Annotated in this window: 19 protein-coding genes; 9 read left to right on the top strand and 10 right to left on the bottom strand. The window is 44.8% G+C overall.

Annotation, left to right across the window (positions count from 1 at the left end):
* Window positions 1–17: 17 nt before the first annotated feature.
* Complete coding sequence (gene recQ / locus K0625_RS18995) at window positions 18–1,844, bottom strand: DNA helicase RecQ (protein ID WP_220111123.1); 1,827 nt, start codon at window positions 1,842–1,844, stop codon at window positions 18–20.
* Between the two features lie 258 nt (window positions 1,845–2,102).
* Here recQ and K0625_RS18990 point away from each other — a divergent pair, with 258 nt between their 5' ends.
* Together K0625_RS18990 and rarD are read left to right on the top strand one after the other, a co-directional pair.
* Window positions 2,103–2,567 carry a thioesterase family protein gene (locus K0625_RS18990; RefSeq protein WP_012327129.1) on the top strand — a complete coding sequence of 155 codons (465 nt, stop codon included), beginning with the start codon at window positions 2,103–2,105 and terminating at the stop codon, window positions 2,565–2,567.
* Window positions 2,568–2,691: 124 nt separating this feature from the next.
* On the top strand, window positions 2,692–3,582 hold the full coding sequence (gene rarD, locus K0625_RS18985) for an EamA family transporter RarD (RefSeq protein WP_012327130.1): 891 nt from the start codon (window positions 2,692–2,694) through the stop codon (window positions 3,580–3,582).
* Between the two features lie 57 nt (window positions 3,583–3,639).
* Here rarD and K0625_RS18980 read toward each other — a convergent pair whose 3' ends face one another.
* Together K0625_RS18980 and K0625_RS18975 are read right to left on the bottom strand one after the other, a co-directional pair.
* Window positions 3,640–6,039, bottom strand: a complete 2,400-nt coding sequence (locus tag K0625_RS18980) for a TonB-dependent receptor (RefSeq protein WP_220111122.1) — start codon at window positions 6,037–6,039, stop codon at window positions 3,640–3,642.
* Between the two features lie 117 nt (window positions 6,040–6,156).
* Window positions 6,157–7,530 (bottom strand): hypothetical protein, encoded by a 1,374-nt coding sequence (locus K0625_RS18975; RefSeq protein ID WP_220111121.1) that lies wholly within the window; start codon window positions 7,528–7,530, stop codon window positions 6,157–6,159.
* An 87-nt stretch (window positions 7,531–7,617) separates the two neighbouring features.
* Here K0625_RS18975 and K0625_RS18970 point away from each other — a divergent pair, with 87 nt between their 5' ends.
* Complete coding sequence (locus K0625_RS18970; protein ID WP_220111120.1) at window positions 7,618–8,337, top strand: Crp/Fnr family transcriptional regulator; 720 nt, start codon at window positions 7,618–7,620, stop codon at window positions 8,335–8,337.
* Between the two features lie 26 nt (window positions 8,338–8,363).
* Here the strand turns inward: K0625_RS18970 and argA are convergent, their stop codons facing one another.
* From argA to radC, 4 genes are all read right to left on the bottom strand, one after another.
* Window positions 8,364–9,683 carry an amino-acid N-acetyltransferase gene (gene argA / locus K0625_RS18965; protein WP_220111119.1) on the bottom strand — a complete coding sequence of 440 codons (1,320 nt, stop codon included), beginning with the start codon at window positions 9,681–9,683 and terminating at the stop codon, window positions 8,364–8,366.
* 282 nt (window positions 9,684–9,965) lie between these two features.
* Window positions 9,966–10,139 (bottom strand): 50S ribosomal protein L33, encoded by a 174-nt coding sequence (rpmG, locus tag K0625_RS18960; RefSeq protein ID WP_011494790.1) that lies wholly within the window; start codon window positions 10,137–10,139, stop codon window positions 9,966–9,968.
* A gap of 6 nt (window positions 10,140–10,145) precedes the next feature.
* Window positions 10,146–10,382, bottom strand: coding sequence for a 50S ribosomal protein L28 (gene rpmB, locus K0625_RS18955; protein ID WP_012327135.1), 237 nt, complete (start codon window positions 10,380–10,382; stop codon window positions 10,146–10,148).
* 127 nt (window positions 10,383–10,509) lie between these two features.
* Window positions 10,510–11,187 (bottom strand): RadC family protein, encoded by a 678-nt coding sequence (radC, locus tag K0625_RS18950; protein ID WP_220111118.1) that lies wholly within the window; start codon window positions 11,185–11,187, stop codon window positions 10,510–10,512.
* Window positions 11,188–11,406: 219 nt separating this feature from the next.
* Between radC and coaBC the strand changes: the two genes are divergently transcribed.
* From coaBC to folE, 5 genes are all read left to right on the top strand, one after another.
* Window positions 11,407–12,633 carry a bifunctional phosphopantothenoylcysteine decarboxylase/phosphopantothenate--cysteine ligase CoaBC gene (gene coaBC, locus K0625_RS18945; protein ID WP_220111117.1) on the top strand — a complete coding sequence of 409 codons (1,227 nt, stop codon included), beginning with the start codon at window positions 11,407–11,409 and terminating at the stop codon, window positions 12,631–12,633.
* Complete coding sequence (gene dut, locus K0625_RS18940) at window positions 12,633–13,091, top strand: dUTP diphosphatase (RefSeq protein ID WP_012327138.1); 459 nt, start codon at window positions 12,633–12,635, stop codon at window positions 13,089–13,091. Before coaBC ends, dut begins: the two co-directional genes overlap by 1 nt.
* Before the next feature lie 143 nt (window positions 13,092–13,234).
* Entirely contained in the window at window positions 13,235–13,828 is a 594-nt protein-coding gene (slmA, locus tag K0625_RS18935) for a nucleoid occlusion factor SlmA (protein ID WP_220111116.1), read from the top strand.
* A 165-nt stretch (window positions 13,829–13,993) separates the two neighbouring features.
* Window positions 13,994–15,967 (top strand): alpha/beta hydrolase family protein, encoded by a 1,974-nt coding sequence (locus K0625_RS18930; RefSeq protein WP_220111115.1) that lies wholly within the window; start codon window positions 13,994–13,996, stop codon window positions 15,965–15,967.
* A gap of 239 nt (window positions 15,968–16,206) precedes the next feature.
* Window positions 16,207–16,866: a GTP cyclohydrolase I FolE gene (gene folE, locus K0625_RS18925; RefSeq protein WP_220111114.1), complete on the top strand. Its 660-nt coding sequence runs from the start codon at window positions 16,207–16,209 to the stop codon at window positions 16,864–16,866.
* A gap of 193 nt (window positions 16,867–17,059) precedes the next feature.
* Here folE and pyrE read toward each other — a convergent pair whose 3' ends face one another.
* Both pyrE and rph read right to left on the bottom strand, forming a co-directional pair.
* Window positions 17,060–17,701 (bottom strand): orotate phosphoribosyltransferase, encoded by a 642-nt coding sequence (gene pyrE / locus K0625_RS18920; protein ID WP_220111113.1) that lies wholly within the window; start codon window positions 17,699–17,701, stop codon window positions 17,060–17,062.
* 89 nt (window positions 17,702–17,790) lie between these two features.
* A complete protein-coding gene (gene rph / locus K0625_RS18915) occupies window positions 17,791–18,504 on the bottom strand; it encodes a ribonuclease PH (protein ID WP_012327143.1) in 714 nt (237 codons plus the stop codon).
* A 212-nt stretch (window positions 18,505–18,716) separates the two neighbouring features.
* On the opposite strand from rph, the gene K0625_RS18910 reads away from it, so the two are divergent.
* Window positions 18,717–19,580 (top strand): YicC/YloC family endoribonuclease, encoded by an 864-nt coding sequence (locus tag K0625_RS18910; RefSeq protein WP_065204589.1) that lies wholly within the window; start codon window positions 18,717–18,719, stop codon window positions 19,578–19,580.
* 92 nt (window positions 19,581–19,672) lie between these two features.
* Here K0625_RS18910 and K0625_RS18905 read toward each other — a convergent pair whose 3' ends face one another.
* A complete protein-coding gene (locus K0625_RS18905; RefSeq protein ID WP_220111112.1) occupies window positions 19,673–20,395 on the bottom strand; it encodes an amino acid adenylation in 723 nt (240 codons plus the stop codon).
* Window positions 20,396–20,481: the final 86 nt, after the last annotated feature.

Here is a 20,481-nt window from a genome sequence, read left to right as displayed (position 1 = left end):
GTCTACTGTTGAGATAACTAACTATTGGTTAAATAGTTGCTTATCTCATCAAGAAACTCATCACCAAAACGGGTCAACTTACGCTCGCCAACTCCATTTACGGCCAACATCTCCCCAGAGCTCGTAGGGAGTATGGCCGCCATCTCAGCTAAAGTCGCATCGTTAAATACCAGATAGGGGGGCACATCTAACTCTTCAGCTAATTTGCGTCTTAACTGCTTAAGTCGAGCAAACAGTTTACGATCGTAGTTAAGTGGCGCTCGCGTGCTACTGCCTCGACGCTTAGTGGTGCTTTGCAGTACCATTCTTGGCTCCGCAAGCAGCAACTCCACCTCACCCTTTAACACAGAACGCGCCGATGGATTCAGTTTAACGGAGGAGCCGCGGGTAATATCCTGACTGGCAAAGCCAAGGTGAATGATCTGACGTATGATACTCAACCAATACTCATGGCTCTTATCTTTGCCGATCCCCCAAGTTGATAACTTGTCATGACCTCGCTCCAACACTGTTGCAGCTTTAGACCCTCTAAGTACCTCAATCAGGTGATTAATACCAAAGCGTTGATCTAAGCGATAGATACAGGACAACACCTTCTGAGCATCTTGAATGCCATTGTACTTTTTCGGTGGATCCAAGCAGATATCACAGTTGCCACAAGGCTCTAGAGCACTCTCATCAAAATAGTGCAGTAACACCTGACGTCGACAAGTTTGTGCCTCGGCAAATGCCGCCATGGTATTGAGTTTATGAAACTCGACCTGCTGCTGAGGACCTGGTTCTGATTGCTCGATAAGATGTCGTACTCGGCCAATATCGGCAGGATCAAACAGCAGTAGCGCCTCAGACTCCAATCCATCTCGTCCAGCTCGACCAGTCTCCTGATAGTAAGACTCAACACTTTTAGGAATATCGTAATGCACAACATAACGCACATTCGATTTATTGATCCCCATACCAAAAGCGACGGTCGCCACCACAATATCGAGTTGATCTTTCAGGAATCGATCCTGAACATCAGCCCGCTCCTCTTGGGTTTTGCCAGCATGATAAGCCTCGGCATTATGACCTTGAAGTCTAAGGCGTTCGGCCACCTCATCGACACGTCGACGGCTACTGCAATAGATAATGCCGCTATTACCGTTTTGCGCTGCAATAAACTGACGCAGCTGGTTAGCAGCATTGAGTTTTTCCGCCACCGTGTAGCGAATATTGGGGCGATCAAAGCTGGTTAACAATGAATATGGGGTAATGGTTAGCCTGTCACAGATATCTTTTCGGGTTGCCTGATCTGCAGTTGCTGTTAACGCCATAATTGGCACATGCGGAAAAACTTCTCTGAGCTTACCCAAGGCGGCATATTCAGGTCTGAAGTCATGACCCCACTGTGAGATACAGTGGGCTTCATCGATAGCAAAAAGGGAGAGGTTCAGTTCATGAAGCCTATCGATAAAATGTCCCTGTAACAAACGCTCTGGTGATACATAGAGTAGTTTAAGCTCACCACTGTGCATCTGTTGTAAAATCCTAGCACTCTCCTCTCTTGGCTGTGAGGAGTTCAGATAAGCCGCGCTCACTCCCATCTGTATCAAGCTATCCACTTGATCTTTCATCAAGGAGATAAGCGGAGACACCACAAGGGTTAACCCTGGCAGCTGCAAAGCTGGCAATTGATAACAGAGACTCTTCCCCCCACCAGTGGGCATGATCACCAAACAGTCATAGCCAGAACAGCTCTGCTCTATCACCTCTTTCTGTCCATCTCTGAATGTCCGGTAGCCGAAAACAGACTGCAGACTTAATGAGAGTGGATCTAATTGAGGTTCGTCTATCACTTGTTCCATTGGGCTTCAGAGTCAGAAATTGGGCTGACTATTCTAATACCAAACTGAGTAAATTGCTTGTCTATTACGCCTCATTATCTGCTGATTTTTCTACTGGATACTTCGAGCCATTAGCTGAATAAACACACCTTATTAACCTGATTTTATTGAGATGTTCTAATTAATCACTCATGTATTTTGCGATTTTTGCTTGCTTAATAACCTAGATAAGGGATAGATTAATTGCTCTAATAATCGACAACAGGGAATGTAATCTCCATGACAACACCGATTCAATACGAGATCCTACAGCGAGTTGCAGAGGTTTTTGATAAGCAGGTTCCCTTTCACAATCTGCTGGGCATGGATATTAAACGATACGACCTTGATGGGGTTGAGGCAGTGGTGAATATGAAACCTGAGCTGATAGGTAATATTCACCAGCAGATCTTACATGGTGGGGTTACAGCCACAGTGTTGGATGTTGTCGGTGGGCTCACCGCCTTTTCAGGCCTAGTCGCCAGCCGTGATGATTGGAGTATTGAAGATCTACAGACCCGACTGCAAACCTTAGGCACCATAGATCTTAGAATTGACTATTTACGTCCCGGAAGAGGAACAATATTTACCGGTACCGGGACTGTGATACGTGCAGGCAACCGTGTTTCTGTTTGTCGAATGGAGCTTCATAATGAAAATGGCGATCATATTGCTTTTGGAACAGGCACTTACATGGTCGGTTAAATAAAATGTAAGTTTAACTTTCCTGCTGTCACAAACAGCTGACACTCGTCGAATCAAGACTGAACTTGAGCCCACTGGTTATGAGGCATACAATAGCGGCCTCTCTCCTTTTGTAACTTGATTAATGCTTAGTTCAGAACAAAACAAAGGTATCGCATCCGCCATATGCGCATACACCCTTTGGGGTTTTGCTCCCCTCTATTTTAAACTTCTCGATCAGGTATCAGCTACTGAGATATTGATCCATCGGGTGATCTGGTCTTTTATTTTTGTCACCCTACTCATGATGATGTTTGGTGGTTTTTCTAGACTGAGACAGGTACTTAAACGCCCCAAGCAGCTAATGGTGCTCACCCTCACCTCGGTGCTTATTGCTGGTAACTGGTTACTCTTTATCTGGGCGGTTAACAACGACCATATGCTGGATGCGAGTTTAGGCTATTTCATCAATCCCTTGGTCAATGTCATGCTGGGCATGGTATTTCTGAGCGAGCGCTTGCGTAAGCTCCAATGGCTGGCGGTTATTTTAGCTGGCACAGGTGTCTTAGTTCAATTGATCTCATTTGGCTCTATTCCCCTTGTTTCACTTGGACTTGCTAGCTCCTTTGGCTTATATGGATTATTAAGGAAGAAGGTTAATGTGGATGCAAAAACAGGACTGTTAGTGGAAACTGCGATTCTATTCCCCATCGCCCTACTCTACCTTTTTGCTAACTTTGGTGACTCTATGACGAACTTGATGAGTAATGAGTTATCCCTCAACCTGCTATTGATGGCAGCTGGAGTGGTCACCACTATCCCGTTACTGTGCTTCGCAGCCGCGGCGGTAAGGATCCCTCTATCTATGCTGGGCTTCTTCCAGTATATTGGCCCAAGTATCATGTTTATCATGGCCATCACTCTCTATAATGAGCCATTCGACCTTGAGAAAGGGATCACCTTTGGGTTTATCTGGAGTGCCTTAATCATCTTTACTATTGATATGTTTTACAAAAGAAAACCTATTAAACAGTAAGATTATGATAAAGACAAAGCCCCATAATGGGGCTTTGTCTTAAATACAGCACAGAGATTAATCAAACTTATAGCTAAACTGCAGAGTCGCTGTTCGTCCAGGTTCGGTGTAAACCACGTAGCCACCAGGAGTAAACGGCATATCATAGGAGCTGTTGATCGTGATCTCATCAGACAGATTTTTTAATATTAAACCTAGCTGCCAATCAGAATTAGTATTGATCAAGGCGATTTGTGCATTGTATTTAACAAACGCCTCCTGCTCAGTGAATGGGTTGAGATCGGCATTGGTAAAGTAACTGGATTTAAACACTGTCTCAGCCATCACTCTAATATCATAATCACTGCTCAGCTCACTACGGTACTCAAGCCAGGTACTGCCCGACACCTTAGGTGACAGCGCATTGGGTTGGCCCGAGAGATCACAAGAGCTGCCATTAGCCTCAATATTAGTTGAGGAGTAACTTAAACTGGTAAAGCATTTTGCTCCACTAAACTCATCCCAGCTAAAATCGAGTAAACCTAAACTACCAGACCACATCCAATCATCAGCAAATGCCCATCGACCATCTAGCTCTAAACCATATGAAGTTGCCTTAGCGCCGTTTTCCACAAAAAAGCCTGTATTGCCATCAAATGTTGAGGTTTGTAGATCGCTAAACTCCATATAAAACACAGCTAAATTAAGATCTGCAGCGCCACCATCTAAGGTCAGCTTACTGCCGATCTCATAGGACAAAACAGATTCATCATCAAACTCGAAGTTCTCGGGAAGATTCGCTCTGGCATCAAAACCACCAGACTTAGCCCCCTTAGCGACACTAGCATAAAACATCGCATCCTCCAGTTGATACCTTACTGAAAGGGCAGGTGTGAAACTCTCCTCAGTTCGCTCGGCTCGAATACTATGATCCGCTCCAGTTCGATAGATGGGGTTAGCGATATTTTGTGTATTGCTGCCAAGTAAAAGAGGATCTAAATAGGGATAATCTGCGCCTAACATCAAGCTGTAAACTGAACCTGGGATAGCGGGAAGCCCAAATTGCTCCAACGCGGGTTTAAGTGCAGGGGGGCTAATAAAGGGCACTTGGGAGATAGGCTCACCAGATACCAGATCCACCAAGGTTAGATCCCGCGCTCCCTCTTTCTCCTCATGGGTATACCTAAGCCCCAAGCTTGCACTCCAGTTATCATCTAACTGCCAGTCAAACTTGCCAAACACACTCATCACCTCAGAGTCGGTCCCGAACTGTCGCACACCATCAAACTGCAGTGCATAGGCTAGAAAGTGTTCATCATAGTTAAGCTCAGAGTCTTGGTAATAGGCTCCAAGAATATAATCAAACGTCTCTCCCCCCTGTGATGCTAAACGAAGCTCTTGGCTAAATTGGTCATACTCTTCATCACTGACACTACGAAACAGTAAGGGCCGTGGGGTTCTATCACCATCATTTGAGGTGTCTACCTGATAGGATTGCCAACCACTGATAGCCGTTAACGTGTGCTCATCAAGTTCATACTCTATCTTTAAGGTTTGATGACTTGCCGTAAACTCCCCCCCTTCAACCTCAACTAAACTCGGTGTTGTTTTTGCCGATGTCAGGCTAACACCATAATCACCTAAACTCGCAGCGAGCGCTGGGTTAGCTGCAGCCAGAGCTGGCTCTAATATGCCTTTGGTATTACTGTCACCAACAAACTCATCTTTGTCTTCTTGTAACTTAAGATCGATACTTAGTCTATCTGTTGGCTGCCAAGCTAAAGATAACCGCCCCAACAATGTTTCATGTTGTACTTCATTTTGCTCTGTCACGCTATTGGTCATATAGCCGTCACTGTCTACCGCTCTAAATGCAAAACGCGCCTGAAAATTGTCGGCTAAAGGGCCAGAAACCGCTCCCTCAAATGTTAACCCCTGATCCGTCATATCATAGTTACCATTAAGGTAACCGCTGAAGTAATCGGTCGGCGCCGCAGTGGTCAAATTAAGTGCCCCTGCTGTGGTATTCATACCAAACAGGGTTCCTTGAGGCCCCCTGAGAACCTCCACCATCTCAAGGTCGAGAAAGGTGCTACGCATCAAGTGTCCTCGACCACGGTAGATCCCATCAACATAGGTTCCTACGGTCTGCTCAAACCCTTGGTTTGGCCCGGAGCCCAGACCACGCATATAAATATTAAATCCCTGACCTGATTGACTCACACTGAAGTTACCAATACGGCTAGATAGCTCCTCGGTGTTGCTAATATTCATATCCTCTATCGCCTCTCTATTGACCGTAGCCACTGAGAGAGGCACCTCTTTGACACTCTGAGTACGCTTTTGCGCCGTGACAGTGATCACCTCAAGCTGTCTTTCACCTACATCACTTGCGCTTGTCTCATCATTTGCATATGACACCAAAGGGGCTCCAATCAAGGCACCAACAATCAATTTCGATAACAATGTTAATCGCATAGTTACTCGCATAATCCACTCTCTTTCTTCTATTTTTAATCGTTATTGGAATACGCAGATGAATACAACTAAACCCCATCTGAAAATTGGCTCACTCTCCCCAGTGAGCCATACCCGTTAAATACAGGGAAATACCGCCTCAAACATAGAGGGCATCATGTAATGAGATTTAGGAAAATACTCCTGCATCACAGCTTTCTCATCACCCGGTTTCAATATTTTCTGTATAGCATGGGGGAAATCGGGCGAGGCAAGTAAGTTACGGATCTGCACTACCGCCATATCCTCATCACCTAGACCATCACCATCTTCAGCCATCTCCAGCCAAGCGACACCACACTGCCTCTTAGCATTTCGAGGACGATCTTCCTCTCGAGACACCACTATCGTGTAGTAACCGTTTTTATCCAAAGGGACCTCTTCATCGAATAGGCAGTCTGTCACTCGGGTATTGGCGAAACTTTGATTCGAGCAGATAGACCAGTAACGCAGATCGGCATCAGCATGTTTACGCTCCCCATAAAATGACTTACTGATATTGGGCATCTTGGCGCGAAGGACTAATACCTTGCCGAACTTTCGATTCACTATGGTACGAATATAGTTGTTATCTAAGTTGGGGTAGAACCCCCCTTCAGAACGTCGTCCCATCTTCACCTTTTCACCTGAGTACATAGAGAGCAGAAACTCTCGATCATATTGGATATACCAAGAAGATGGATTAGTTGCAGGCCAAGTAGCTGGTTTATCTGCTTGATCTCTAAGAGCCACGTATTTCTCGGCGCTGATATTTAGTGCGTTAGGGTCAATTTTAAGCTGTTGACCAGTTTTTAGTGCCGCGCATGCATCACCACCACGTAGCCTTTTACCATCACTTAGGGTCAATACAGGCTCTGGTAGAGGCACGCCACCAGTTATTGAGGCCTTCTCATCAGGCAGATAGATCCGATAGATTAACAGCTGCTGATCTTTTCGATAGCTCGGCGCATAGATATCGGTACGAACCGTATTACGCTGCATCACGCCGCGCTCAATTTGTGGTGGCATTCCCGTTTGAACGGCGATGCTGTAACTTCGCTCTTCAGCCTGCCTGTCTGCACCAGCTTGGTAAGGGTTAGTGTTATTGAGCTTAGGGGCAATAAGGTAATCGGCCACAGAATCTTGCGGTCTTCCACGCTCATCGTAACTGATTAAAGATTGGTATCTTGCATGAGCAAACTCACCATCAACCTCTAGCTTAGCCCCTTTAGGAATAGTAAACGTTGCCGCCCAATAGAAGACATTGGCATCAGGGTAAGCTACGTTAATATAGGGATCGGCACTAAAGGGACCGCGGTTCCAGAAGCAAGATCTAGGCCCCTCGATATCAGCAGTTGGCTTCTCATAATCCAGTGGTTTAGCTTGAATATTCATGCTTGCACCGGCGAGTAAAAAAACAGATACCCATTTAAGGCGTTGCGTGTTTATTATATTAGCGATCTTGTAAGTCATCTTTCTCCCCATCGGAGATGAAACAGAGATGTTTCAGTTCCGTAAATAGATTTAGAGTATTAACCTAGACGATAAAGAGAGGGGCAATTGTCGCCAAATAGACAATCTTTGAGAAAATATAGCCAAGAGGAGTTAACTAGTTTTCTAGCCTACTCCGGGGTTTTTAGTGTCTGTAATCAGGATGAAATAGACTACATTCTGAGCCAATTAAAGACTAATAAATATAAAAATGAGACAGTTATAGCCCATAGGGAAGATGTGGGAGATCAAGTTAGATTTGTTATCAATGGCAGCTTAAATATTGTTGCAACCAGCTTAGATGGCAAGGAGGTAAGATTTCCTCCAATTGGCCCCCAACGTTGGGTTGGCTGGATCTCCTGTTTCGACAATCAAGCACTCTCCCACGACTGGGTCGCCACGGCAAAATCTGAGGTGATCTCAGTGCCAGGCGCTGTGATCCGCAAGCTCTGCGAAAACAATCCCGCCCTATATCCAAAGGTGATGACAGAGATAAACAGACAGTTCAAACTATTAATGAGCTGGACTGAATTTGTCAGCCTCCACTCACTAACAGCCAGAGTCAGAATGTTAGTCCAAATTTTAGCTCAAATTAGTGCCACCCCAATGGATGAAAAACCTGGATGGTTGCAGGTCGATGTCACCCAGGAGCATCTTGCTTCTTTTCTCAATCTCTCACGTCAGACCGCCAATAAACTGCTTGTCGAGTTAGAAAAAGAGCAGATCATTAGTATTGGTTACCGAAAAATTTTAATCAATGGCGAGAAGCTATCTAATCTCGCCAATTAACAAGCTCTGCTTAAAGCCCTAAAGCCCTAAAGCCCTAAAGCCAAAATTTTAGACTTACGTTGATAGTTATACAGCTGCTTCTTCTTATCGGGTAGCTCATCCACCTCAACAATTTCAAAACCATGCTCTAAGAACCAATGGATACTGCGGGTCGTTAAGGCAAACAGACGGGTATAGCCACGTACTCTGGCTTGACCTATGATGTTCTTCAGTAACAGACTTCCTCTGTCAGCGTCACGGTACTCAGGATGAACCACTAAACAAGCGAACTCGCCTGCACTGTCCTCTTCAAAGGGATAGAAAGCCGCACAACCAATCACCAAGCCATCACGCTCAATCAACATGAACTGCTCAATCTCCATCTCAAGCTGTTCACGGGAGCGGCGCACTAAGATCCCCTTCTCCTCAAGCGGACGGATAAGATCGAGTATGCCACCAATATCACCGATACTCGCCCTACGTAGCCTCTCAGCACTTTCAGTCACGATTTGAGTACCGATCCCATCTCTGGAGAAAAGCTCTTGCAGCAAAGAGCCATCATCTAAATAGCTCACAAAGTGACACCGAGAGACCCCATTGCGACATGCATCTATACTGGCTTTTAAGAAAGCTTTAGTGCCGACACAAACACCGACTTCACCATCAATATGATTTAAGATAGATTGTGCTTCATTTGGCATTAACTCGGCCAACACCTCTCCAGTGCTATCTAGTATCCCTTTTTGAGAACTAAAGCCGATCATCTTATCTGCCTTAAGTTTCACTGCAATCTGAGTCGCCACCTCCTCGGCGGTGAGGTTAAAACTCTCTCCCGTCACGGAAGCTGCAATAGGACCTAAGAGCACGATACCTTTATTGTCGAGCTGGGCCTTCAAACCCTGAACATCGATACGCCTCACCTTGCCACTCAAGCAGTAATCGACACCATCATCAACTCCCAAAGGTTGTGCGATAACAAAATTACCGCTGACCACGTTAATCTGTGCCCCTTGCATAGGTGTGTTGCTCAGGCTCATGGAAAGTCGCGCTGTGATATCGAGTTGCAAGCCTCCAACAACTTGCTTAATGACCTTAAAAGCCTCCTCTTCAGTAATGCGAACACCATTGTAATACTCAGGAGTTATCGCTCGTTCAGCCAAGGCCTCATCAATCTGCGGACGAGCACCATGAACGAGCACCATCTTAATCCCTAAGCTGTGCAAAAGTGCAATGTCATTAATGATCGAACGAAACTGGCTTTGAGCCAAAGCTTCTCCCCCTAACATCACAACAAAAGTCTTTCCCCTATGAGCATTCACATAGGAGGCTGAGTGACGAAATCCTTCAACAAGTTCTGTGGTACGCACACTAATATCTCACTTAAGTCATCATTAATCGGCTTACAGCTAGCTACTGTAATAACAAATCGATAATATTGCATTTTAATTCACTTTAACAGCATTTATTGTCACTTCAAGCATTTAAATAAATAACTTGAAGAGTGAGTTTAATAGGAGGCTAGTAGCAATAGAGCGGTATACCACTAAACTGAATATTTTTTCACAAAAGGTAGTAAGTAAAAGTAGAAATTTCAGGCAAAAAAAAGCCCCTTTATAAGGGGCTTTTTAAGAAAACTAGCTATCAAGCAATTACTTGATTTTAGCTTCTTTGTACATAACGTGCTGACGGATAACTGGATCAAACTTCTTGATCTCCATCTTTTCAGGCATGTTACGCTTGTTCTTTTCAGTGGTGTAGAAATGACCAGTTTTAGCGCTAGAAACTAGCTTGATCTTCTCACGATTACCTTTAGATTTAGCCATGGTTTATTATACCTTCTCGCCACGGGCACGAAGTTCAGCAACAACAACTTCAATACCTTTCTTATCGATGATACGCATACCTTTAGTAGAGATACGTAGCTTAACGAAACGCTTTTCACCTTCTAACCAAAAACGGTGGTTTTGTAGGTTAGGTAAAAAACGACGACGTGTCGCGTTTTTCGCGTGTGAGCGGTTGTTACCAACCATTGGTTTCTTGCCAGTTACTTGGCATACTCTTGACATGTCAAACTTCTCCAAAACAATATATATAACGCTCGAGCATTAATGTACCTCGAATATGGCCGTCGCCTGAGGCACACAACAGAGGGCGCATTTTATACAGGATCTAAAAATAAAGATCAAGGGATAGTTAATCTATCCATCCCCGCTCTGCAAATGAAACTATCTCGCGATCGCCTACAACCATATGGTCTAACAAGGAAACATCTATGGTTGCGAGCGCACATTTCAATCGCTCAGTAATTCGCCTATCGGCTTGACTTGGCTCCGCAACTCCTGATGGATGGTTGTGGCAGACAATCACAGCCGCGGCCTTTTTTTCTAGTACTAAGCCAACTACATCACGAGGATATACCGAAGCTGAGTCTATGGTGCCACGAAATAGTTCAACAAACTGAATCACCCTGTGCTGGCTATCCAGTAATAAAATTGCAAAGACTTCATAGGCACGATCACGCAATTGTCTCATTAAATAGTCCCGAGTTAAATCAGGATCACTCAATATTTTGCCTCTTTTTAAATTTTGCGCAGAAACTCGACTACTTAACTCTGCTGCCGCGCGCAGTTGAGCAAATTTTACAGGTCCCATTCCAGATAAACGACAAACTTGAGATTGCGAGGCCACTAGCACCTCTCTAAGGCCACCAAACTCATTGATTAGGTTTCTTGCCAGCTCAACAGCATTTAATCCCTGTGAGCCATTTCTGAGGAGTACAGCTAAAACTTCAGCATCAGACAGTTGTGACACGCCAAACTTGATCAATCTATCCCTAGGACCTTCACCTTCTGGCCAGTCTTTAATTCCCATCACGACCTCCCAGTGTGACTAATCCCTGAGTATGGCTTAGATTACAAAACTTGCACTCTCATACTTAGAAGGTTCTGTTTACTGCAAATCAACTCAACTTAATCTTTGTTTTCATATTCTGATTTTTTGAAACTTGTATCCTCTCAACCCATTGCTTTGTGCTATCTTAAGCGCAATTTCTGTTGTGACTATAAACAACATTTCTTATTGAGCCATGTTATGAACCAGAGTCAGAATAAAAGTCAGGTAACCAAAAATGTCTTGCTCGCCATTGGAGGCGGAATTGCTGCCTACAAGTCAGCTGATCTTATACGCCGCTTAAAGGAGCGCGGATTTGATGTGCGGGTTCTCATGAGTCAAAGTGCAAAAGAGTTTATCACTCCCCTGACTTTGCAGGCCTTATCAGGACATCCTGTCGCTTCAGATCTACTGGATCCTGCTGCAGAGGCTGCCATGGGTCATATTGAACTGGCTCGGTGGGCCGATCTGGTTGTTGTTGCCCCTGCGACTGCTAATCTAATCGCACGTATCAACGCAGGTATGGCCGATGAACTTATCACCACCACCTGTTTAGCCACAGAGGCTCCAGTGATTATCTGCCCGGCCATGAATCAGCAGATGTACCGCAATCATGCAACCCAAGATAATCTAGCAAACTTAACCAAACGTGGTTTAACGATTTGGGGACCTGCTTCAGGCAGCCAAGCGTGCGGTGAAGTAGGCCCTGGTCGTATGCAAGAGCCACTAGAGATAGCCCAGCAAGTAGAACAATTTTTTGCGCCTAAATTGCTTCAAGGGAAATCAATTTTACTAACCGCAGGACCAACTCGAGAAGCGATAGATCCTGTTCGCTACATCTCAAACCACAGCTCAGGAAAGATGGGATTTGCAATTGCCTCTGCCGCGGCAGCTATGGGCGCCGATGTCACCTTAATCGCAGGTCCTGTGCACTTACCAACACCTTCTGGTGTTAAGCGTATCGATGTGGAATCGACTCAAGATATGCTCAATGCTGTTATGCAGTATGTTGATAATAGTGATATTTTTATCGGCTGCGCTGCCGTTGCAGATTATCGAATCGACCAGATAGCCGAAGATAAAATAAAAAAATCAGCACAGGATATGCAACTTGCACTCGTTAGAAATCCTGATATCTTAGCCACGGTTGCCAGTCACAAGCCGCGCCCCTTTACGGTCGGTTTCGCTGCCGAGACTAAAGATGTCGAGCATTACGCCAAAGATAAACTTATCAGGAAAAAGCTCGATATGATTGCGGCAAATGACGTGTCTAATCCAGCTCAAGGATTTAATGCTGAGCAAAATGCACTTAAGGTCATCTGGGCCAACGGACAGCAAGATCTGCCAACCACTGATAAGCAGATATTAGCAGGTCAACTACTCACATTAATTGCGGATCAACTAGCCCTTTTAAAAGACGACAAGTAATGAAGACACCGATTGAAGTTAAAATCTTAGATTCCCGGATTGGATCTGAATACCCTCTGCCTGCCTATGCGACACCAGGCAGCGCAGGCATGGATCTTCGTGCCATGATTGAGACCAGCCTTAGTGTTGCGCCGGGTGAAACCCGATTAATCCCAACTGGAATATCCATCCATGTTGCCGATCCAAGTCTCGCTGCTGTCATTCTTCCACGTTCAGGACTAGGTCATAAACATGGCATAGTACTGGGTAATCTGGTCGGCCTTATCGATTCAGATTATCAAGGACCTCTTATGGTCTCTTGTTGGAACAGGGGTGATAAGCCATACACCATAGAGATAGGTGATCGTCTGGCACAATTAGTCTTTGTTCCTGTAGTACAAGCCGAATTTAAGCTTGTCGATGAATTTGATAATTCACTGCGTGGTGAAGGTGGCTTCGGTCACTCAGGTACCAGTTAGCTACACAGCAAAGCTCATGGATCGGATTAAATAACTCGTTCCATTACATTAAAAAACATAAGAGTGACCTCGCCAGAGCACACATCTACCGTGCTGGCGGAGATATCACCTAGCTCCAGTTGTATAGAGTCAAGGAAAAACAGATGGCTGCAAGCCCAAAGATCAACCGTCGTGAACATATACTCCAATGTCTAGCCACTATGCTAGAAACCAATCCAGGACAGAGAATCACAACAGCAAAATTAGCAGCCGAAGTCGGTGTATCTGAAGCCGCTCTTTACCGTCATTTTCCCAGTAAAGCGAGGATGTTTGAGGGATTAATCGACTTTATTGAAGAGTCGCTACTGTCACGCATCAACCTCATAATGGATGAAGAGAAAGACACCATGAAGCGCTGTCAGCATCTGCTACAACTACTACTGATATTCGCCGAGCGAAACCCAGGGATCTCACGCCTGCTCAATGGCGATGCACTACTAGGTGAACATGATCGCCTCCGCAGTAGAATAGGACAGATATTTTCTAAAATTGAGACCCATCTAAAACAGATCCTACGCGAAAAAACACTCCGTGAAGGAAAAGGTTTTAATCTAGATGAAGCCATACTGGCTAACTTACTGCTGGCAGTCGCTGAGGGGCGCATCTCTCAATTTGTTCGCAGTGAGTTTAAACAAAAGCCCACCACACATTTTGAAGAGCAGTGGGTATTTATCCAGCAGCAACTGCTACTGAGCTAAATAACCCGCCAGTGACATAAGTGACGGCTGTTTGCCGTCACTTCTACCTGATACCTGCACACAACTAAATTTTTAACACCCATTGAATCCCTACAACTTTTCCCTTACCTTGAACACTAAAGACAAGTGTTAACACTTTTACACAAGGCGTTACAAGGAAGTTGTATGACATTAATAAGATCTATCACTATCACGCTACTGGTCGCTATTGGTTTGCCGTCTCAAGCCAATGCAGCAGATAAGTTAACTCCCGAACAGCTATTCAGCCGAGGGGCTGAATTTACTGACGTTAAGATATCGCCCGAAGGTGATTACATCAGCGCCATCACTAAACATGATGGTAAAAAGAAACTGCTTATTCTTGATTCAAAAACGAACAAACTTACTCATGCGGTATTTTTTCCTGGTAATGCACAAGTTCGTGACTATGTTTGGGCTAATGATGAGCGCATTGTGCTTCAGATAGAGCATCTCAAAGGCTGGCAAGACCATCCGCTATATTACGGTGAACTATTTGCAGTCAATGCCGATGGCTCCCGACCAATCTATCTCTTTGGCCACAAAAGCGGTGGTCAACAAACTGGTTCACATATAAAACAAAACACGCCGATGCGAGCCACAGCTTACATCCTAGATCCACTCCCTGAAGATAAAAAATATATACTAATTAAAGCACTCCCGTGGGGTCACGGGGGAAGCAACTGGCAAGAAAACACTCAAAAAGTTTTCCGAGTTAACCTCTACAGTGGCAAACGTAAAAAAATAGCCAGCGCCCCTATCCCAAATGCAAACTTTCTCACCGATAATGACGGTGAAGTACGCTTTGTCAGTGGCACCAGAGATTATATCAACTATGAGCTGTTTTACCGCCAAGACAGCAAATGGGTAAATGTCGATAAGCTAACCCACAACTTAAACAACTTAACTCCTATCGCCTTTGGTGATGACAAAGACAGTCTCTATGTCACAGGTAGTGAGTCCGGTAAGCCTGAAGGCGTCTACCTTCTTAATATCAAAACAGGTAAACAGAAATTAATCAGTCAAGATAATGTGGTTGACCCAAGCAACTTCTGGATCAATAAAACCAGTAAAAAACTCTATGCCGTTGAGTATGAAAATGGTTATCCAGAATATGAGTTTATCGCCCCAAAAGACCCATCTGCTAAATACATTAAACAGCTACTGGCATCCCTACCCGGCCATCAAATACACTTGGTCAGCCAAACCAATGATGCTGAAAAGATGATTATTAAGGCATTTAACGATCGAAACCCCGGCGATTACTACCTATTTGACTCCAAAGCTGTCAATCTTGCCTATCTTTTCTCAGAAAAAAAATGGCTCGATCCGGATCAGATGGCTGAGGTGAAGCCCGTTAAGTTCACCAGCCGAGACGGAATTGAGATCAACGGCTACCTGACACTCCCCTATGGCGTAGATGCTAAAAACTTACCGCTTGTAGTTAACCCACACGGCGGCCCCCATGGCCCAAGAGATTGGTGGGGATTCGATCCTCAAAATCAACTGATCGCTAGCCAAGGTGCTGCCGTACTGCAAGTCAACTTTCGTGGCTCTGGTGGCTACGGAGCTGATTTTGAACATGCTGGCCATCAAAAATGGGGCACTAATATTCAATATGACATTATTGATGCCACTAAATATGTTATAGAGCAAGGGATAGTAGATAAAGAGAGAGTCTGTATTGCAGGCGGAAGTTTCGGTGGCTACTCAGCACTTCAGAGTGCCATTATCGAACCAGATCTTTTTAAGTGTGCAATCGGCTTTGCAGGCGTTTATGACCTTCCACTTATGTTTGAAGAGGGCGATGTTCAAGGCAGACGTGCAGGAGAGCGCTATTTAAAGCAGGTTTTGGGTGAAGATGAACAAGTGTTGAAGGCTATGTCTCCAACCCATAATGTTGATAAGCTCAAAGCCAAACTACTACTGGTTCATGGTGGTGATGATGAACGTGCCCCTATCGAACAGTTTGAAGCATTAGAGGAAGCACTAAAAAAACACAACTACCCCTTTCAACAGCTAGTCATGGATGACGAGGGGCATGGCTTTTATAACGACGAACACAGAGCCAAATATTTTGGTGAGATGATGGGGTTCTTAAAAAAGAACCTTAAGCTATAACCCTATAAAACGTGCTGAAAAGCCGATGACCATCATCGGCTTTTTTCTTATCTAAAGCCTTTTTTATGGTGTATATTTACACCAAATAACGGTATCCTCCGTTCTCTCTGAATTCATGCGAACAGTTGCCACTCTACATTTTCCGTTTTATGTGAGATAACTAGCTCTCCCTAAGAGATTCGCAGTCTCTAGACAAAAGATACCGAATATCACCACTTATAATTATGGTGGAGGAACTTATGACATCAAAAGAAGCAATCCTAAGTGAGTCTGCACAGCTTGTTCAGGCTGCGCTATTGGAGCGTGGTTTAGAAACTCCTATGCTACCGAGCGAATTTAGCGCCAAAGAGCGCAAAGTTAAGATTGAGCAGCATATGCGTGAGATCTTAACCTTGATGTCTCTCGATCTCTCTGATGATAGCTTGGCTGATACCCCTAAGCGTATCGCTAAAATGTATGTGGATGAGATCTTCTCTGGCCTAGATTATGCCAACTTTCCAAAGATCACTGTCATTGAAAATAAGATGGGATTCGATGAGATGGTTAAGGTCAATGACATCAGTCTAACTAGTACTTGTGAACATCATTTAGTGACCATAGATGGACTAGCCAGAGTGGCTTACTTGCCGCGGAAAAATATCATAGGTCTATCGAAGATTAACCGTATTGTGCGATTTTTTGCCCAGCGCCCTCAAGTTCAAGAGCGTCTAACACAACAAGTTTTAGTCGCCCTACAGACGCTGCTCGAAACTAAAGATGTCGCCGTTAAGATGGACGCCGTTCACTACTGCGTAAAATCCCGTGGCGTGATGGACTCCACCAGCTCAACGACAACGACGGCATTGGGCGGCATATTTAAATCCAATCCAGCGACAAGAGCAGAATTTCTTAGTAACTAAATTTAAAAGAAGGTACTAGGTTCTAGGACGCTTCGCTCCGAGAGCGGCCTTCGGCCTGCTAGGAAAAGCAAAAAGCAGAAACTGAAAACAAAAAGCAAAAGCCAAACTAATAGCTTTTGCTTTTTTCTAGAAGCGAACTTGTGAGCGCTCTCGAAGTGAGCCTGCGAACGCTCTAGTCATCTAGACTTATCTTTTAAATCCCATACTGATCGCGATAAGCACTAACTGACTCAAGCTGAACCTCCATACCTGGCTTTTCAGATAAGTAGTTGATCAAATCGCCTAGCTTAATAATTGACACGATATCACAGCCGAAATCACGCTCAACTTCCTGAATAGCAGAAAGCTCACCCTTACCTTTCTCTTGACGATCCAGTGCAATTAACACGCCGGCAAGCTTAGCTTCATGGGCCGCAATAATCTCCATCGACTCACGAATCGCGGTACCAGCAGTGATCACGTCATCAACCAACATTACACGCCCTTTTAGCTCACTCCCGACTAAGCTACCGCCTTCCCCGTGATCTTTCTTCTCTTTACGGTTAAAACAGTAAGGGATATCTATATCATGGTGCTCACACAGAGCAACAGCCGTTGTCGTTGCAATCGGGATCCCCTTGTATGCAGGGCCAAACAGTAGATCATGCTCAATGCCAGAATCCACGAGGGCAGCAGCATAAAAACGACCAAGACGAGCCAGATCACGACCAGTATTAAACAGGCCAGCATTGAAAAAATAGGGGCTTGTACGGCCTGATTTTAACGTAAATTCGCCAAATCTAAGTACCTGACGCTCTAAAGCAAACTCGATAAACTCACGCTGATAGGCTTTCACAATCTCTCCTTAAAAAAATGTAGGGGCAACTCTTATTTAGTTTCACTTACAAAAAGGACCCCGTAGGGCCCTAATAACAAAAACAATGATTAGCTCAATGCAGCCTTCTGTACATCGACAATTTCACGAATACCATGCTTAGCCAGCTCAAGTAAGCTAAGAAGCTCTTCATGGCTAAACGGCTCACCTTCTGCAGTACCTTGAATCTCGATCATCTTGCCAGTTTCAGTCATCACGACATTCATATCGGTTTCAGCTTCACTATCTTCGATATATTCGAGATCACAGATAGGCTCACCTTTATAGATACCAACACTAACCGCAGCAATCAGGAACTTAAGAGGATTATTCTTCAAAATACCTTTACCACGAGCCCAGTTTAGCGCATCAACTAGCGCAACACAGGCACCAGTAATCGCCGCAGTACGCGTACCGCCATCGGCTTGAATCACATCACAATCGATCACTATGGTATTTTCACCGAGTGCCTTCATATCCACCGCAGCACGAAGAGAGCGACCAATAAGACGTTGGATCTCTTGAGTACGGCCCGACTGCTTACCGCGAGCCGCTTCACGATCCATACGGCTATGAGTCGAACGAGGCAGCATGCCATATTCAGCCGTTACCCAACCTTGGCCTTTTCCTTTTAGAAAACGTGGCACCCCTTCGGTGAAACTTGCAGTACACAGCACTTTAGTTTCGCCAAACTCTACCAAAACAGAGCCTTCAGCATGAGCTGTAAACTGACGTGTAATTGTCACTGGGCGAGATTGTGCTGGCGTTCTGTCATTTGGGCGCATAGGAAATTCCTGTATTCATAAATCTAATGGCAATTGAGCTACATGATTTTGAGTGGGTGATTTTGGATCGATATTATAGGGGGTTGTGCCCTTGGATGCCACGATATTCCGATCCATAACGTAAAGCTCGCCGAGATTACTTTGACGCACAAGTTAACAAGTCTATAATCCCTGTTCACTTTGCCGTTTTAAACAAATTGGAATACAGACCCATGATTCAAAGCATGACAGCCTACGCTCGAATCGAGCACAAAGCAGAATGGGGCACTGCCTCTTGGGAAATCCGTTCAGTCAATCAGCGCTATTTAGAGACCTACCTGCGCCTGCCTGAACACTTCCGAAGCCTTGAACCTCTGCTAAGAGACCGTCTGCGTAAACGCCTTAATCGTGGCAAAATAGAGGTGAATTTAAGGTACGACCTCGCTGACAATAAAAACAGTGAACTTCAGCTAAATCAAGACTTAGCAAAGCAACTCGTCAGCGCTGCCAACTGGGTAAAACAGGAAGCGGGTCAAGGTGAATTAAACTTAGTTGATATCCTAAAGTGGCCTGGTGTTATGTCTGGCAGTGAGCAGGATATGGATGCTTTAGGCAAAGAGCTACTTACTGCTTTCGATAGCGCAATCGATCAATTTATCGAAGCCCGCGGCCGTGAAGGTGAAGCGATTAAAACCATGCTACAAACACGCCTCGACGCCATCGTTGAGCAAGTGGCTATCGTCCGTGAACATATGCCAACCGTCATGCAATGGCAACGTGACAAGCTAACCAATCGTCTAGCCGAGATCACAGGTGAACTCGATCCAGCCCGTCTTGAGCAAGAGATGGTTATCCTAGCGCAGAAGATGGATGTTGCCGAAGAGATGGACAGACTCGACGCCCATGTCGCCGAAACACAACGCATCCTCAAAAAAGGTGGCGCACAAGGCCGTCGACTCGACTTTATGATGCAAGAGTTCAACCGCGAATCAAACACTCTAGCGTCTAAATCAATCAGTGCGGAAGTCACCGCGGCAGCGGTAGAGCTAAAAGTGCTAATTGAGCAGATGAGAGAACAGATCCAGAACGTAGAGTAACGTTTTTACCCATTTGATTTAATGTCTCTAAGCCCAGTTTATCGCTGGGCTTTTGTTTGCAGTTGTTCTAACTTTTTGATGTATCAGCTCTACTACAACACCTTTAACATCGGCTTTTGTGGGTAGGGGCAAGGAAAGTCTCTGGGTTTAACATCGGGAAAATCATCAGGACTAATGCCACTACCAAAGCGGTAAAGAATGTCATGGATAAAACGATCTACAGGAAAAAACTCATGCTTTTTTCCACGCTTTCCGCCAACTTTTTTAGGCTGCTGATTAATGAAATGACTCAATTCCCACGCCTCCTCACTGTCAAAACAGCTTGGATGGTAATTATCAAATAGTGAGCGTAGATAGTACTGTATCTCTGCAATGTGGGTTGCTATGCTGCGATCTAAGTTACGAAAAACATGAACCTTAGTTTGATCAAAATACCACTCTATATTATCAAGCACCTGCATACCGTCATCATCGTTTCGAATAAAGCCATTAGCCCTAAGGCAGCCAACGGTGTGAAGTTTCCACTGGTTGTAAAAATCTTGCTGTAGCTGCTCCCAGTCAGGTTTCAGAGGATAATGAGTCATCATGCAGTAACGACTATGGGACTCCATAAACACCACCAGCCAACTGCCGTCATCATAGGGTTGCCAATGACGACCCGTTAACTGAATCACCTGCCCTTGCCAGCTCACACGATTGGCATTGGTGCTAATGGGCTGCACACCAGGGTTATTACCCTCAGCATCTGTTATCCGCTCAAATGGTTGTTTCAACATTTTGCACATAGGATTGGATAAACTTAAAAATAGCGCCATCAGGGTCCCTTAGGTAGCTGGTTAGATAATCATCATGTTATCACCTTAGCTTAAAAAGTTTACCGTTATACATTAAGCACTTTAGG

Source organism: Shewanella nanhaiensis (genome assembly GCF_019457885.1).
Classification (GTDB): domain Bacteria; phylum Pseudomonadota; class Gammaproteobacteria; order Enterobacterales; family Shewanellaceae; genus Shewanella; species Shewanella nanhaiensis.
The sequence above is the reverse complement of the archived record's forward strand: the minus strand, read 5'-3'. Positions and strand labels throughout refer to the sequence as shown.

What these genes read in the sequence shown, in the direction of transcription:
- recQ (WP_220111123.1), bottom strand. Translation starts at nt 1,844, where the DNA reads ATGGAACAAGTGATAGACGAACCTCAATTAGATCCACTCTCATTAAGT.
- K0625_RS18990 (WP_012327129.1), top strand. Translation starts at nt 2,103, where the DNA reads ATGACAACACCGATTCAATACGAGATCCTACAGCGAGTTGCAGAGGTT.
- rarD (WP_012327130.1), top strand. Translation starts at nt 2,692, where the DNA reads ATGCTTAGTTCAGAACAAAACAAAGGTATCGCATCCGCCATATGCGCA.
- K0625_RS18980 (WP_220111122.1), bottom strand. Translation starts at nt 6,039, where the DNA reads ATGCGATTAACATTGTTATCGAAATTGATTGTTGGTGCCTTGATTGGA.
- K0625_RS18975 (WP_220111121.1), bottom strand. Translation starts at nt 7,530, where the DNA reads ATGACTTACAAGATCGCTAATATAATAAACACGCAACGCCTTAAATGG.
- rpmG (WP_011494790.1), bottom strand. Translation starts at nt 10,139, where the DNA reads ATGGCTAAATCTAAAGGTAATCGTGAGAAGATCAAGCTAGTTTCTAGC.
- rpmB (WP_012327135.1), bottom strand. Translation starts at nt 10,382, where the DNA reads ATGTCAAGAGTATGCCAAGTAACTGGCAAGAAACCAATGGTTGGTAAC.
- radC (WP_220111118.1), bottom strand. Translation starts at nt 11,187, where the DNA reads ATGGGAATTAAAGACTGGCCAGAAGGTGAAGGTCCTAGGGATAGATTG.
- coaBC (WP_220111117.1), top strand. Translation starts at nt 11,407, where the DNA reads ATGAACCAGAGTCAGAATAAAAGTCAGGTAACCAAAAATGTCTTGCTC.
- dut (WP_012327138.1), top strand. Translation starts at nt 12,633, where the DNA reads ATGAAGACACCGATTGAAGTTAAAATCTTAGATTCCCGGATTGGATCT.
- slmA (WP_220111116.1), top strand. Translation starts at nt 13,235, where the DNA reads ATGGCTGCAAGCCCAAAGATCAACCGTCGTGAACATATACTCCAATGT.
- K0625_RS18930 (WP_220111115.1), top strand. Translation starts at nt 13,994, where the DNA reads ATGACATTAATAAGATCTATCACTATCACGCTACTGGTCGCTATTGGT.
- folE (WP_220111114.1), top strand. Translation starts at nt 16,207, where the DNA reads ATGACATCAAAAGAAGCAATCCTAAGTGAGTCTGCACAGCTTGTTCAG.
- rph (WP_012327143.1), bottom strand. Translation starts at nt 18,504, where the DNA reads ATGCGCCCAAATGACAGAACGCCAGCACAATCTCGCCCAGTGACAATT.
- K0625_RS18910 (WP_065204589.1), top strand. Translation starts at nt 18,717, where the DNA reads ATGATTCAAAGCATGACAGCCTACGCTCGAATCGAGCACAAAGCAGAA.
- K0625_RS18905 (WP_220111112.1), bottom strand. Translation starts at nt 20,395, where the DNA reads ATGGCGCTATTTTTAAGTTTATCCAATCCTATGTGCAAAATGTTGAAA.